The 13,785-nt window shown below is 66.7% G+C and carries 10 protein-coding genes; 3 read left to right on the forward strand and 7 right to left on the reverse strand.

Translation table 11 applies throughout. From position 1 onward, the window contains the following. Window positions 1–27: 27 nt before the first annotated feature. Window positions 28–2,799, forward strand: a complete 2,772-nt coding sequence (gene acnA / locus LF41_RS09460; RefSeq protein WP_036168949.1) for an aconitate hydratase AcnA — start codon at window positions 28–30, stop codon at window positions 2,797–2,799. A 47-nt stretch (window positions 2,800–2,846) separates the two neighbouring features. On the opposite strand, the gene LF41_RS09465 is transcribed toward acnA, so the two are convergent. After that, window positions 2,847–3,272 (reverse strand): nuclear transport factor 2 family protein, encoded by a 426-nt coding sequence (locus LF41_RS09465; protein ID WP_052116296.1) that lies wholly within the window; start codon window positions 3,270–3,272, stop codon window positions 2,847–2,849. 143 nt (window positions 3,273–3,415) lie between these two features. Between LF41_RS09465 and LF41_RS09470 the strand changes: the two genes are divergently transcribed. Together LF41_RS09470 and LF41_RS09475 are read left to right on the forward strand one after the other, a co-directional pair. Next, window positions 3,416–5,095: a long-chain fatty acid--CoA ligase gene (locus LF41_RS09470; RefSeq protein ID WP_036168952.1), complete on the forward strand. Its 1,680-nt coding sequence runs from the start codon at window positions 3,416–3,418 to the stop codon at window positions 5,093–5,095. A 173-nt stretch (window positions 5,096–5,268) separates the two neighbouring features. Further along, a complete protein-coding gene (locus LF41_RS09475) occupies window positions 5,269–6,141 on the forward strand; it encodes a crotonase/enoyl-CoA hydratase family protein (protein ID WP_036168955.1) in 873 nt (290 codons plus the stop codon). A gap of 57 nt (window positions 6,142–6,198) precedes the next feature. Here LF41_RS09475 and LF41_RS09480 read toward each other — a convergent pair whose 3' ends face one another. The 6 genes from LF41_RS09480 to LF41_RS09505 all read right to left on the reverse strand — a co-directional run. Further along, a complete protein-coding gene (locus LF41_RS09480) occupies window positions 6,199–8,388 on the reverse strand; it encodes an ATP-binding protein (protein ID WP_036168957.1) in 2,190 nt (729 codons plus the stop codon). Then, window positions 8,385–9,461, reverse strand: a complete 1,077-nt coding sequence (gene rpfG, locus LF41_RS09485) for a cyclic di-GMP phosphodiesterase response regulator RpfG (RefSeq protein WP_084073514.1) — start codon at window positions 9,459–9,461, stop codon at window positions 8,385–8,387. The genes LF41_RS09480 and rpfG overlap by 4 nt, the downstream gene beginning before the upstream one ends. Before the next feature lie 121 nt (window positions 9,462–9,582). Then, a complete protein-coding gene (locus tag LF41_RS09490) occupies window positions 9,583–9,960 on the reverse strand; it encodes a PilZ domain-containing protein (protein ID WP_084073516.1) in 378 nt (125 codons plus the stop codon). Between the two features lie 83 nt (window positions 9,961–10,043). After that, a complete protein-coding gene (lysS, locus tag LF41_RS09495) occupies window positions 10,044–11,555 on the reverse strand; it encodes a lysine--tRNA ligase (RefSeq protein WP_036168959.1) in 1,512 nt (503 codons plus the stop codon). A 10-nt stretch (window positions 11,556–11,565) separates the two neighbouring features. Then, window positions 11,566–12,694 (reverse strand): peptide chain release factor 2 gene (prfB, locus tag LF41_RS09500; protein ID WP_152599968.1). Its coding sequence is split into 2 segments (ribosomal slippage): window positions 11,566–12,618 and window positions 12,620–12,694, totalling 1,128 coding nucleotides; the frame shifts between segments, so codons are not numbered across the junction. A 74-nt stretch (window positions 12,695–12,768) separates the two neighbouring features. Then, window positions 12,769–13,785 (reverse strand): DUF2135 domain-containing protein (locus LF41_RS09505; RefSeq protein ID WP_152599969.1); only part of this gene is annotated, 1,017 nt, incomplete at its 5' end.

Raw genomic sequence — 13,785 nt, forward strand, 5'->3', positions numbered from 1 at the left:
ACCGTTTCGCAGCCCGGAGCCCAATCGATGGCCGACTCCTTCGCCACCCGCGCCCAACTCGACGTCAACGGCAAGTCCCTCGCCTACTACAGCCTGCCCCGCCTCGGTCAGAGGTTCGACCTGGCCAAGCTGCCGTACTCGATGAAGATCCTCCTCGAGAACCTGCTGCGGCACGAAGACGGCGTGACGGTGACACCGGAGCACATCGAAGCGGTCGCCACGTGGGACGCGAAGGCCGAACCGGAAACCGAAATCGCCTTCATGCCCGCGCGCGTGGTGCTGCAGGACTTCACCGGCGTGCCGTGCGTCGTCGACCTCGCCGCGATGCGCGATGCGGTGGCCAAGCTCGGCGGCGATGCCACGCGCATCAACCCGCTGATCCCGTCGGAACTGGTCATCGACCACTCGGTGCAGGTCGACGTGTTCGGCCGCGCCGACGCGCTGGACCTCAACGGCAAGATCGAATTCGAGCGCAACATGGAGCGTTACAGCTTCCTGCGCTGGGGCCAGAAGGCCTTCAACAACTTCAAGGTCGTACCGCCCAACACGGGCATCGTGCACCAGGTGAACCTCGAGAACCTGGCGCGCGTCGTCGTCGAGCGCGAAGTGCAGACGCCCGATGGCCGCACCGAAGTGCAGGCGTTCCCGGACACGGTGTTCGGCACCGACTCGCACACCACGATGATCAACGGCATCGGCGTGCTCGGCTGGGGCGTCGGCGGCATCGAAGCGGAAGCGGCGATGCTGGGCCAGCCCTCCTCGATGCTCATCCCGCAGGTCGTGGGCTTCAAGCTCACCGGCAAGCTGCCGGAAGGCACCACCGCGACGGACCTCGTGCTCACCGTGACGCAGATGCTCCGCGCGCTCGGCGTGGTCGGCAAGTTCGTCGAGTTCTACGGCGACGGCCTGCAGCACCTGCCGCTGGCGGATCGCGCCACCATCGCCAACATGGCGCCCGAATACGGTGCGACGTGCGGCATCTTCCCGATCGACGCCGAAGCGGTGAACTACCTGCGCCTGTCGGGCCGCAGCGAAGCGCAGATCGCGCTCGTCGAGGCCTACGCGAAGGCGCAGGGCCTGTGGCACGACGCCGAGTCGCCGCACGCCACGTACTCGGCCACGCTCGAACTGGACCTGGGCGACGTCAAGCCCTCGCTCGCCGGCCCCAAGCGCCCGCAGGACCGCGTGCTGCTCGAAAAGGTGAAGGACAACTTCCACGCCAACCTCGAAGGCCTCACCGCCAATCGCCAGGCGAAGAAGACCGAAGTCGTGCGCTTCGATGCCGAAGGCGGCGACCAGCCGCAGGCCGAGCATCTCGCCGCCTCGCCGAAGTCGAAGATCCGCATCGCCGACCAGGATTGCGAACTCACCGACGGCTCGGTGGTCATCGCCGCAATCACCTCGTGCACCAACACGTCTAACCCCGCCGTGATGCTCGGCGCCGGCCTGCTCGCGCGCAACGCGGTCAAGCTCGGCCTGAAGGTCAAGCCGTGGGTGAAGACCTCGCTCGGCCCGGGTTCGCTCGTCGTCACCGACTACCTCAAGAAGGCCGGCGTGCTGGGCGACCTGGAGAAGCTCGGCTTCTTCGTCGTCGGTTACGGTTGCACCACGTGCATCGGCAACTCCGGCCCGCTGCCGGATGAAGTGTCGAAGGGCATCGCGGAGAACGAACTGGTCGTCGCCTCGGTGTTGTCGGGCAACCGCAACTTCGAAGGCCGCGTGCACCCCGAAGTGAAGATGAACTACCTGGCCTCTCCGCCGCTGGTGGTCGCCTACGCGCTCGCCGGCACGGTCAACATCGACCTGGTCACCGAGCCGCTCGGCCACGATGCCGACGGCAAGGACATCTTCCTGCGCGACATCTGGCCGTCGAACAAGGAGATCGGCGACACGATTTCCGCGACCGTCGGGCCGGAGCTGTTCGCGCAAAACTACGCCGACGTGTTCAAGGGCGACTCGCGCTGGAACCAGATCGCCTCGCCGGATGGCGCGTCGTTCCTCTGGCAGGATTCCTCGACGTACATCAAGAACCCGCCGTACTTCGACGGCATGACGATGGACATCGGTTCGATCGACGACATCCACGGCGCGCGCGTCATGGGCCTGTTCGGCGACTCGATCACCACCGACCACATCTCGCCGGCGGGCAACATCAAGAAGGATTCGCCGGCGGGCCGCTTCCTGCAGGCGCGCGGCGTGCAGCCGGCCGACTTCAACAGTTACGGCTCGCGCCGCGGCAACGACGACGTCATGGTGCGCGGCACGTTCGCCAACATCCGCATCAAGAACCTGATGTTCGGCGGCGAAGAAGGCGGCAATACGCTGTACTTCGACCGCGCCGGCAACCCGGGCGAGAAGCTCGCGATCTACGACGCGGCGATGAAGTACAAGGCCGACGGCGTGCCGCTCGTGGTGTTCGCGGGCAAGGAATACGGCACCGGTTCGTCGCGCGACTGGGCGGCGAAGGGCACCAACCTGCTGGGCGTCAAGGCGGTCGTGGCGGAAAGCTTCGAACGCATCCACCGCTCCAACCTCGTCGGCATGGGCGTGCTCCCGCTGCAGTTCATGGAAGGCGAAAACGCGAAGTCGCTGGGCCTGACGGGTTCGGAGACGATCGACATCGTCGGCCTCGACGACGGCAAGTCGCGCACCGCGACGGTCGTCGCGCGCGGGCCGGAAGGCGAAAAGCGTTTCGACGTGCGCGTGCTGCTGCTGACGCCGAAGGAAGTCGAATACTTCCGCAACGGCGGCATCCTGCATTACGTGCTGCGCCAGCTGGCGTCGAAGAAAGCGGCCTGAGCCCGGCTTCGAAGAACCGAAAAAGCGGCCTCCGGGCCGCTTTTTCGTTACAGGCGCGGCTCCCACTCCGCGCTCACCAACTCCCAGTCGTCGCCGTCCTGCCGCCAGGTCGACGTCACGTCGTACACCTGCCCCGACGTCGGCAACAGCGCCGAATCGCCACCGGTCAACGCCGCGGTGCATTTCACCGTGGCCCCGCCCGGCTGCAGCTTGATGTCGAGTGGCCCGAGCGTCACGCCCACCTTCCTGTTCTGCAGGAACACCACTGCGGCCAGGCGCTGCGCCGCCTTGCGGTCCATGCCGCCGGGGCCGATGAAATCCTGCGCGATGCCGTCCGCAACGGCGCCCGCATCGCGTTCTTCGATGGCGGTTTGCACCTCGCCGATGGTGCGCCGCAGCGACTCCTCCGGCGCCGTCCGCGCACATCCCGCGAGCACCAGGACCATCGCCGCCACCTGCAGGAACCGCTTCATTCGCATCTCTCCCCTGAACATTCCGCAAGCCTAGTCCAGCGCCTTGCCAGCCTGTAGTGCCTATGCTCCAATCGGGAGCGATCCGTACGGCTCCGCATCGGCGCCGCACTCATATATTCAAGCGATTACATCGGGGAGATCGCATGCAGCAGGCGCGTCCGTGGTTGGCCAGTTATCCGCAAGGCGTGCCGGCGGAGATCGACGTCGCCGAATTCCCGTCGATCGTCTCGGTGCTGCAGTCCTCGCTGGAAAAATACCGCGACCGCCCGGCGTTCTCGAATCTCGGCAAGACGCTCACCTACGCCGACGTCGACCGCCTGAGCCAGCAGTTCGCCGCCTACCTGCTCGGCGAGCTGAAACTGAAGAAGGGCGATCGCGTCGCGATCATGATGCCCAACTGCCTGCAGTACCCCATCGCCACCTTCGGCGTGCTGCGCGCGGGCCTGACCGTCGTCAACACCAACCCGATGTACACGGCGCGCGAGCTCAAGCACCAGCTCTCCGACTCCGGTGCCTCGGTGCTGCTCGTGCTCGACAACTTCGGTTCTGTCGTGCAGGAAGTGCTGGCCGACACGCAGGTCAAGCAGGTCATCACCACGGGCCTGGGCGACATGCTCGGTTTCCCGAAGGGCGCGATCGTCAATTTCGTCCTGCGCCACGTCAAGAAGATGGTGCCGGACTACGACATCGACGGTGCGATCCGCTTCCGCGATGCGCTCACGCTCGGCCAGATGCACAAGTTGCCGGACATCGCGATCGATCCGCAGGACCTCGCGTTCCTGCAGTACACCGGCGGCACGACGGGCGTGGCGAAGGGCGCGATGCTCACGCACCGCAACCTCGTTGCCAACATGCAGCAGGCCGCGGCGTGGATCGGGACCAACGTCAAATACGGCGAAGAAACGATCATCACTGCGTTGCCGCTGTACCACATCTTCGCGTTGACGGCGAACGGACTGGTCTTCATGAAGTTCGGCGGCCACAACCACCTGATCACCAACCCGCGCGACATGCCCGGTTTCGTGAAGGAATTGAAGAAGGTCAAGTTCACCGCCATCACCGGCGTCAACACGCTGTTCAACGGCCTGCTCAACACGCCGGGTTTCGCGGACATCGATTTCTCGCGCCTGCATCTCACGCTCGGCGGCGGCATGGCCGTGCAACGCGCGGTGGCAGAACGCTGGAAGCAGGTCACCGGTTGCACGCTCGTCGAGGCCTACGGCCTGACCGAAACCTCGCCGGCCGCCTGCATCAACCCGATGGACCTGGCCGAGTACAACGGCTCCATCGGCCTGCCCATTCCCTCCACCGATGCCTGCCTGAAGGATGAAGACGGCAACGTCGTCGCCGAAGGCACGGTCGGCGAGTTGTGCATCAAGGGACCGCAGGTGATGCGGGGCTACTGGAACCGCCCCGACGAAACGGCGAACGTTCTCGACGCCGACGGTTGGCTGCACACCGGCGACATGGCGAAGATGGACGAGAAGGGGTTCTTCTGCATCGTCGACCGCAAGAAGGACATGATCCTGGTCTCGGGCTTCAACGTGTACCCCAACGAGGTCGAGGACGTCATCGCGATGATGCCCGGAGTGCTCGAAGTGGGCGCGGTCGGCGTGCCCGACGAAAAGTCGGGCGAGGCGGTCAAGGTCGTCATCGTCCGCAAGGACCCCAAGCTGACGGCCGAAGAGGTCAAGGCCCACGCCCGCGAGAACCTCACCGGCTACAAGCAGCCCAAGTACGTGGAGTTCCGCACCGAGCTGCCGAAGACCAACGTCGGCAAGATCCTGAGGCGCGAGCTCCGGGAGCAGACCGCCAAGGCCTGACTCGCATTCGGGGGATCGGTCTCATTTCGCTACCGTCCGTCGCCCCGTGACTGGAAACGCTTGCATTTTCACCCGGCGATGACGTTTCGCCGGGTGTAGCATCCCCGTTGTGGGCCATTGCCCGCCCGCTGCCCACCCCTGTTCGCGGACGGGATCCCAAGGGGAAGTACAACATGAGCAACATCGAGAAGCTGCAGCGCAGCCTCCGCTATCCCACCATGCGCGTGGAAGCCGAGCCGTCTGGCGCCGCCCATTGGCTGTACATGCACGCCGACGCCGGCACCGGCATCCGTCCGTGCTTCCGCACGGAACTGATGGACGAGATGTGGCGTTATCTCAACAGCATCACGCTGCCGAAGGGCCAGCGTCGCGCCGGCGCGTTGCGCCATGTCGTCATCGCCTCGGACGCCCCCGCGTTCAACCTCGGCGGCGACCTCGAACTGTTCGCCCGCCTCATTCGTGAAAACAATCGCGAGCAGCTCCTGGCCTACGCGCGTCGCTGCGTCGACGGTGTGCACCACATCCACGGCGGCCTCGGTGGCGACGTGCGCACCATCGCGCTGGTCCAGGGCGATGCGCTCGGCGGCGGCATGGAACTCGCGCTGTCGTGCCACACCATCGTCGCCGAAGAAGGCTGCGGCATGGGCCTGCCGGAAGTGTTGTTCGGCCTGTTCCCGGGCATGGGCGCCTACTCGTTCCTCTGCAAGCGCGTCACGCCGCAGCAGGCCGAGAAGATGATCCTCAGCGGCCAGATCTATTCGACCGAAGAGCTGCACCAGCTCGGCGTGGTCGACATCCTGGTGCCGAAGGGCGAAGGCGAACTCGCGGTGCAGGACCTCATCCGTCAGCAGCAGCGCTCGCCGCACTCGCACCTCGCGCTCAACCAGGTGCGCCAGATCGCGCAGCCGGTGGGTTACGACGAACTGATGGGCATTACCGAAGTGTGGGTGGATACGGCGCTGGCCCTGGGCGACCGCTCGCTCAAGACCATGGACCGCATCGTCCGCGCGCAGGAACGCCGTTCGGGAGCCGAAGCCGCCGCTTGATCCGCCCTGCCCTGCAAGAAGATCGACCGCTCGACCTGACGTAAAGATCCGCCAGATCTAGCTGTTTTCGTTGTCGCGCGCGGCAGGATGCCCGCGCGCGTCCAGCGCAGCCCGACCTTGCGCCATGCGTTCGCGCAGCACGGAAAGCCGCGGACGCCATTCGCGCGTGAGTTGCCACTCGGGGATGCGCATCCATTCGCTGCTGGCTGCGGCCAGCTTCACCAAACCGAGGTTGCTCGACACGCCCTTGAGCGCGTGCGCATGGTCGCGCACCGCCGGCCAGTCGGCGGCTTCACCGGATTTCTCGAGCGATGCCAGGCACATCTCGGCGTCGCGCAGGCATTGCGCGATGAACTCGCGCACGAAGGTTTCGCCCATGCCGAGCGAGCCGAGTTCTTCCAGCACGCCCGGGTCGAAATCGTCGTCCGACACGGGCAGTTCGATGCGCGGGCTGGTGGCCTGCACGTTCGACGCCGCCTGGCCGCTCGTCGCGACTTCCGCCAGCGTATCGAGCAATCGCGCGGCGACGACGGGCTTGGGCAGGAACGCCCGCGCGCCGGCTTGCGCGCATTGCTGGATGGCTTCGGGCGTCACGTCCGCCGTCAGCACGATGACCGGCGTGCGCTTGCCGCCACCGGCTTCCATCACGCGCAACTCGCGCAACAGATCCAGGCCGCTGACGCCGGGCATGTGCAGGTCGACGATGGCCGCGTCGAAACCGTTGGCCGCCAGCGCATCGAGCACCTGCTCACCGTCGTCGACGCTGACCACGCGGTGCCCCGCCTTCTGCAGCAGGCGCTGCAGCACCATGCGGTTGGCGGCGTGGTCGTCGGCGATCAGCAGGTCGAGCGAACGCACGCGCGCGCGATGGCGCAGGAACGGATCGCCGAACGCGATGACGTTGGCCGCGGTTTCGCCGAAAGAAACCGGCGCCGGCGCAACCGGCTTGCCTTCCGCCACGGGCGCGGCGACTTTCGCCGGCATCGCCACCATCTGGTCGAACGGCAGCTCCACCCAGAAGCGGCTGCCCCGCTTTTCCGAACTCTCGAAGCCGATGCTGCCGCCCATCGCTTCGGTCAGGCCCTTGGCGATCGTCGTGCCCAGCCCCGTGCCGCCGTAGCGGCGCGAAAGGCTCGCATCGGCTTGCTCGAAGGCTTCGAACAACCGCGCACGCGCCGCGGCGGGGATGCCGATGCCCGTGTCGATGACGGTGAAGCGCAGGCGCACCTTGCCGTCGGCTTCCGCATGCGCGAGCGCGACTTCAAGGCGCACGGAGCCTTCGTCGGTGAACTTGATCGCGTTGCCCGCGAGATTGATCAGCACCTGGCGCACGTGCCCCGCGTCGCCGACCACGCGATCCGGGACGTCCGGCCCGATGCGCGAGAGGTATTCGATGCGCTTGTTGCGCGCGGTGGGCTGCAGGATCGCGTTGATGTTTTCGAGCATCTCGCGCAGCGAGAACTCCACGACGTGCAGCTTGAGCTTGCCCGCCTCGATGGCCGAGATGTCGAGGACGTCTTCGACCAGCGAGAGCAACGTGCGCGTGGAGGCCTGGATCGTGTTGAGGCACTCGCGTTGCTCGGCGTCCAGGCGCGTGGTGGCCAGCAGTTCCGACATACCCGCCAGGCCGTTGAGCGGCGTGCGGAACTCGTGGCTCATGTTGGCGAGGAACCGGCTCTTCGCCTCGTTGGCGCGGCGCGCCTCCTCGGTGGCCTTCGTCAACGCGCGCAGCAGGCCCGACAGATACAGCGGCACCGCCACGAGGCCCACGAGCAGGCCGATGCCGAGGCTGTTGTTGGAATGCCAGTAGTCGCTGAACAGCAGCGTGCAGCCGAAGCTCGTCACCGCGCCGGCGACGGCCATGTACAGGTAGCGGTTGCCGAAGCGCAGGCCGTTGCCGACCGTCACCCACATCAGGATGACGTAGACCCACGCGAGCGGTTCGCCCATGCGGATCATCGCCAGGCCCATGAGCCCGTAGTCCGACACCATGCCGACGATGCGGCGCAGGTGCGAGACACCCGGCCTTGCGATGATCGACAACACGATGCCCAGGCCCACCGCGAACCCGGTGAACACCATCAGCAGCACGTCGCGATATTCCGCCCACGGCTCGTTGCCCGGGCCGCGCACCAGCAGGTACACCAGCACGACCGACAACACCGCGAGGCGGACCAGCGCCTGGCCGTGCTCGCTGTCGGGGCGGTTGGCGAAACGTTGCCGGAGTGCCGCGAGCGCCACGATCAGGCTTCCAGGGCCGGCCGCGCGCTGACGGTGGAGAAGCGCTGGCAGATGTCGTCGAGGCGATCACGCTGGCGCACCAGCACCTCGACGCACTTCGCATCGAACAGACGTCCGCGCTGCGCGTAAAGGAACGCGAGCGCCGCGTCGATCGTCCACGCTTCCTTGTACGGGCGCGGGGAGATCAGGGCGTCGAACACGTCGGCCACGGCGACGATGCGCGCTTCCAACGGGATCGCCTCGCCCACGAGGCCGTCGGGATAGCCGCTGCCGTCGTAACGCTCGTGGTGGCGCAACGCGACGATGGCGCCGGTCTGGATGAAACGGCTCTGGCTGCCGCTGAGCAGCTCGTGCCCGATGCGCGGATGGCGACGCATGATCTGCGTCTCCTGGTCCGTCAAGGGACCCGGCTTGAGCAGGATGGCGTCGGGAATCGCGATCTTGCCCATGTCGTGCAGGGGCGCCGCCAGTTCGATCAGGCGGGCCTCTTCTTCCGTCAGGCCGAGGCCCTCGGCGATGAGGCCGGCGACGTGCGCCATGCGCTCGAGGTAAGCGCTGGTGCCGATGTCGCGGTATTCGATGGCGCGCGCCAGGCGCGAGAGCGTTTCGCGCTCGCGCTCCTCGACCTCGTTCATGCTCGAAAGCAGGCGCTGCTCCAGCGAGAGCGCACGTTGCTTGACCGTCTCGGCCTGCTGGCGCAGGTGCAGCAGGTTGCGGCAACGCGCGCGGAGTTCGCGCGGGCGCACCGGCTTGACGAGGAAATCGATGACGCCCGCTTCCAGCGCGGCCTGGCGGATCGGCTCGTCGCCGACCACGGTGACCAGCACGATGGGCACGTCGCGATGCACGGGCGGACGGCGGAAGCGGCGCGCGAACTCGAGCCCGTCCATGCCGGGCATGCGGTAGTCGAGCAACAGCAGGTCGGGCCGGTTGCTCTCGCACCAGGCCAGCGCCGCGGTCGGGTCGCCGAAATCATGCACGGCCAGCTCGGGACCGATGTCCTCGAGGATGTGGCGCAGCATGGTGCGCGCCGATGTCTGGTCGTCGACGATGACCACGTTCACTTCATTGACCCGCATGCGTTGGCGCCCCCCGGAATCCTCCCCCCGGCGTTGGCCGGGAGCATACCCCGCCGAGCGGCGGGGGAAACGGAACGGCAGTGGAATCCGCGACGGCGTCCGCAGCGCGGTGTTCGAAAAATCAACGGCGCCCCCGCCGTTCGTCGGTCGCACCGGTGTAGAGCGTGCCGAATTGCGTCAGCACGCGTTCCATCGTGCGTGCGCAACGGTCGGGCATCGGGGCGAACCGCAGGCCCACGGTATCCGAATCCGTCCGGGCGATGCGCGCCATCAGGAGGAACTCGATGCCCGCCTCGGGTGGGCCGCAACGGACCTCCACTTCGACCGCCTGCCCCACGCGCAGCGTGAAGCCGGGCGGGCGCAGCATGTGGAGGCCGGTAATCGACAGGTCCCGCAGGGGCGCGCGGAAGTCGCCTTCCGGCCCGCGGATGAGCGCCTCGCCGTCGACGTGCACGCGCGAGCGTCGGATGTCGTCCTGCGCCGTTGGCGCCATGGGCATCTTGCACCGCCGATGTGTCCCCCTGTCCTTCACCAATGACGGACAAGGGCACCGTTAGCGGACAAAACCCCGGCAAAAACCGCTCAACCGTGCGCTTCCGGGCGCATGTAGGGGAACAGCAGCACGTCGCGGATGGAGTCCGAGTCCGTCAGCAGCATCACGAGGCGGTCGATGCCCACGCCCAGGCCGCCGGTGGGCGGCAGCCCGACTTCGAGCGCGCGGATGTAGTCGGCATCGAAGTGCATGGCCTCGTCGTCCCCGCCCTCCTTCGCCTCGACCTGCGCGCGGAAACGCGCCGCCTGGTCTTCCGGGTCGTTCAGCTCCGAGAAGCCGTTGGCCAGCTCCTTGCCGCCGACGAAGAGCTCGAAGCGGTCCGTGATGCCCGGCTCGGTGTCCGATTCGCGCGCCAGCGGCGAGACTTCCACGGGGTAATGGGTAATGAAGGTCGGCTGGATGAGGCCCGTTTCCACGGTCTTCTCGAAAATTTCCAGCAGCAGCTTTCCCCACCCGTAACCCGCCTTCACCGGAATGCGCAAACGCTCGCAGTGGCGAGCGAGCGCGTCACGGTCGCGGCAATCGGCGGCGGTGATCTCCGGGTTGTTCTCGCGCACGGCTTCTTCGAGCTTCCAGCGGCGGAAGCGCGGGCCGATGTCGATGGCGTTGCCTTCCCACGTCAGCGCGGTGGTGCCGATGGCTTCCTGCGCCGCGTGGCGGATCATGTCCTCGGTCAGGTCCATGATTTCGTCGTACGTGGCGTAGGCCTCGTACAACTCGAGCATCGTGAATTCCGGGTTGTGCCGCGTGCTGACGCCTTCGTTGCGGAAGTTGCGGTTGATCTCGTACACGCGCTCGAAGCCGCCGACGACCAGGCGCTTGAGATACAGCTCCGGCGCGACGCGCAGGAACAGATCCAGGTCGAGCGCGTTGTGGTGCGTGGTGAACGGCTTGGCGGTGGCGCCGCCGACGATGTAATGCATCATCGGCGTTTCCACTTCCAGGAAGCGGCGCGCGTCGAGCCAACGGCGCATCGCGGCGATCACCTGCGAACGCTTGACGAACACTTCGCGCGCCTCGGGCGTCACGATCAGGTCGACATAACGTTGGCGATAGCGCTGTTCGACATCCGCAAGGCCGTGCCACTTGTCCGGCAACGGGCGCAGCGACTTGGTGAGCAGGCGGAGCTTGTCGACCTTCACCGACAACTCGCCGGTCTTGGTGCGCATCAGCGTGCCTTCGGCCGCGAGGATATCGCCCGCGTCCCAGCCCTTGAAGGCGTCGTAGGTGTCGCCCAGCGTGTTCGATTGCAGGAACAACTGGATGCGGCCGCTGACGTCCTGCACCTGCGCGAACGCCGCCTTGCCCATCACGCGCTTGGCGAGCATGCGGCCGGCGAGCTGCACGCGGCGCGGCAATGATTCAAGCGCCTCGCCTGTCCATTTCTCGGCGTCGGCGAATTCGGCCTGCAGGTCGCCCGCGTGGTCCTGGCGACGGAAGTCGTTCGGGAACGCGATGCCCTGCGTGCGCAGGTGCGCGAGCTTCGCGCGGCGCTCCGCGATGAGGTGGTTTTCGTCGTGCTGCTGGATGTCTTCGGTCATTTGTCTGTTCTTACGCGGCGTCGCTGCGCTTGGAGCCGGCTTCCAGGCCCGACTTGAGGCTCGCTTCCACGAACTCGTCCAGGTCGCCGTCGAGCACCTTCTGCGTGTCGCTGCGTTCGATGCCCGTACGCAGGTCCTTGATGCGGCTCTGGTCGAGGACGTAGTTGCGGATCTGGCTGCCCCAACCGATGTCGGACTTGGTGGCTTCCAGCGCGTCCTTCTCGGCGTTGCGCTTCTGGATTTCCAGTTCGTACAACTTGCCCGCCAGCATCTTCATTGCGCGGTCGCGGTTGGCGTGCTGGCTGCGTTCGGTCTGGCACGCGACGACGATGCCGCTGGGCACGTGCGTGATGCGCACCGCCGACTCGGTCTTGTTGACGTGCTGGCCGCCGGCGCCCGAGGACCGGTACACGTCGGTCTTCAGGTCGGCCGGATTGATTTCGATGTCGATGGAATCATCGACTTCCGGCGAGACGAACACCGAGGTGAACGAGGTATGGCGACGGTTGTCGGAATCGAATGGCGACTTGCGCACCAGGCGGTGCACGCCGATCTCCGTCTTCAGCCAGCCGTACGCGTAATCGCCCTCGACGCGGAAGGTGGCGGACTTGATGCCCGCGACTTCGCCGCCGGAGACTTCCAGCAGCTCGGTCTTCCACCCGCGCGATTCGGCCCAGCGCAGGTACATGCGCAGCAGGATTTCCGCCCAGTCCTGCGCTTCGGTGCCGCCCGCGCCGGCCTGGATGTCGACGAACGCCGAGTGCGAGTCCATCTTGCCGGAGAACATGCGCTGGAATTCCAGCTGGTCGACGCCCTTCGCGTAACGCTCGACGTCGGCGGCGATCGCGTTGGCGGTGTCCTCGTCGTCTTCCATCTCGACCAGTTCCAGCAGCTCGTTGGCGCCGGCCAGGCCTTCGGTCAGTTCGCGGATGCCGTTGACGGTCTTGTCGAGGAAGCTGCGCTCGCGGCCGAGGGCCTGCGCGCGCTCGGAGTCGTTCCAGACATCCGGGCTTTCGAGTTCGCGATTGACTTCTTCCAGACGCTCCTTGCGGGCGTCGTAGTCAAAGATACCCCCTCAGCGCATCCAGCCGGCCCGTGAGGTCGGCGATGCGCTGGCGGACAGGATTGAGTTCGATCATGTGGCGGTTGCGACGTGTTGCGTTCGGCCGCGAATGATAGCAGCCGGGGGACGGCCCCCGGCTGCCGACGCGCCCTACTTCACCTCGAATTCGCCGACGAGGACCGTTTCCTTCGCATCCTCCAGGCGCAGGGTCACCGTCTGGTCCTTGCGTGCCGGCGTACCCCACCCGGTGGTCAGCGTCAGCGTGAGGGTCGTCGCGCCGGTGACGATCTGCTGGCGGTCGCCGTAGAAGTTTGCCTCGACGCGATATTTGCCGGGCTTGGCGTCCCGCAGCAGGAATTCCTCGGGGCCGTAGCCGCCGGTGAAATCGTCGGACAACTGCCCGCCCTGGTAGGTCAGGCGGTTGCCGTAGTAGCAACGCTCGCCATTGGGATCGGTGACCCACAGGTCCATGTCGCTGTTGTCGCTGTCCCATGCCAGCACCGCGCGCAGGTCGACGGGGAGATTGCGCAGCAGGCGGCGGTCGACGAATGCGGTGTCGAGCGGCTTCGGGCTCGCGGCGACGATCGCGTTGAGCTCGTTGAGCGCGACGAGTTCGACTTCGTCGAAGCGGCCATCCCACGGACGCGTCACGACTTCGTACAGGTGTGCGATCGCCTCCTGCGGCTGGCCCGTCGCCGCGAGCGCGAGGGCGAGGTCGCGATGGCTTTGCGGCTCTTCGTCGGCCATGGCGAGCACCTTGCGGAAGACCTCGACCGCGCGCCGTTCTTCCTTCGCCTGCACAAGTCGATAGCCGAGCACGCGCAACACGTGGCGGCTTTCGAGCTGCATCTCGGCCAGGTTCGACAGCACGCGTAACGCTTCGGCGCGGCGGCCCTTTGCGAGCAGGATGTCGGCGACGTCGAGGTAGAACGCGGTGCTGTCGGCGTTGGCGTCGCGTTCTTCGAGATAGAGCGCGTAAACGGCGTCGGGCTTCGCGTCGCGCAGGCGTTGCGCATAGGGCGCGTCGGACTGCCACGGTTGCAACGTGATCGTCGCGGCCGCCGGGGCCGCCGACGCAGATGCAATGTCCGCCGACTCCATCGCCGCCGGTGCCGGGGCCGCCATGCCGGGCATCGGCGCTTCGGCGGGCGCCGGCGCCGGCGCCGG

The organism is Lysobacter dokdonensis DS-58 (genome assembly GCF_000770795.1).
In the GTDB taxonomy this organism is placed as follows: domain Bacteria; phylum Pseudomonadota; class Gammaproteobacteria; order Xanthomonadales; family Xanthomonadaceae; genus Noviluteimonas; species Noviluteimonas dokdonensis.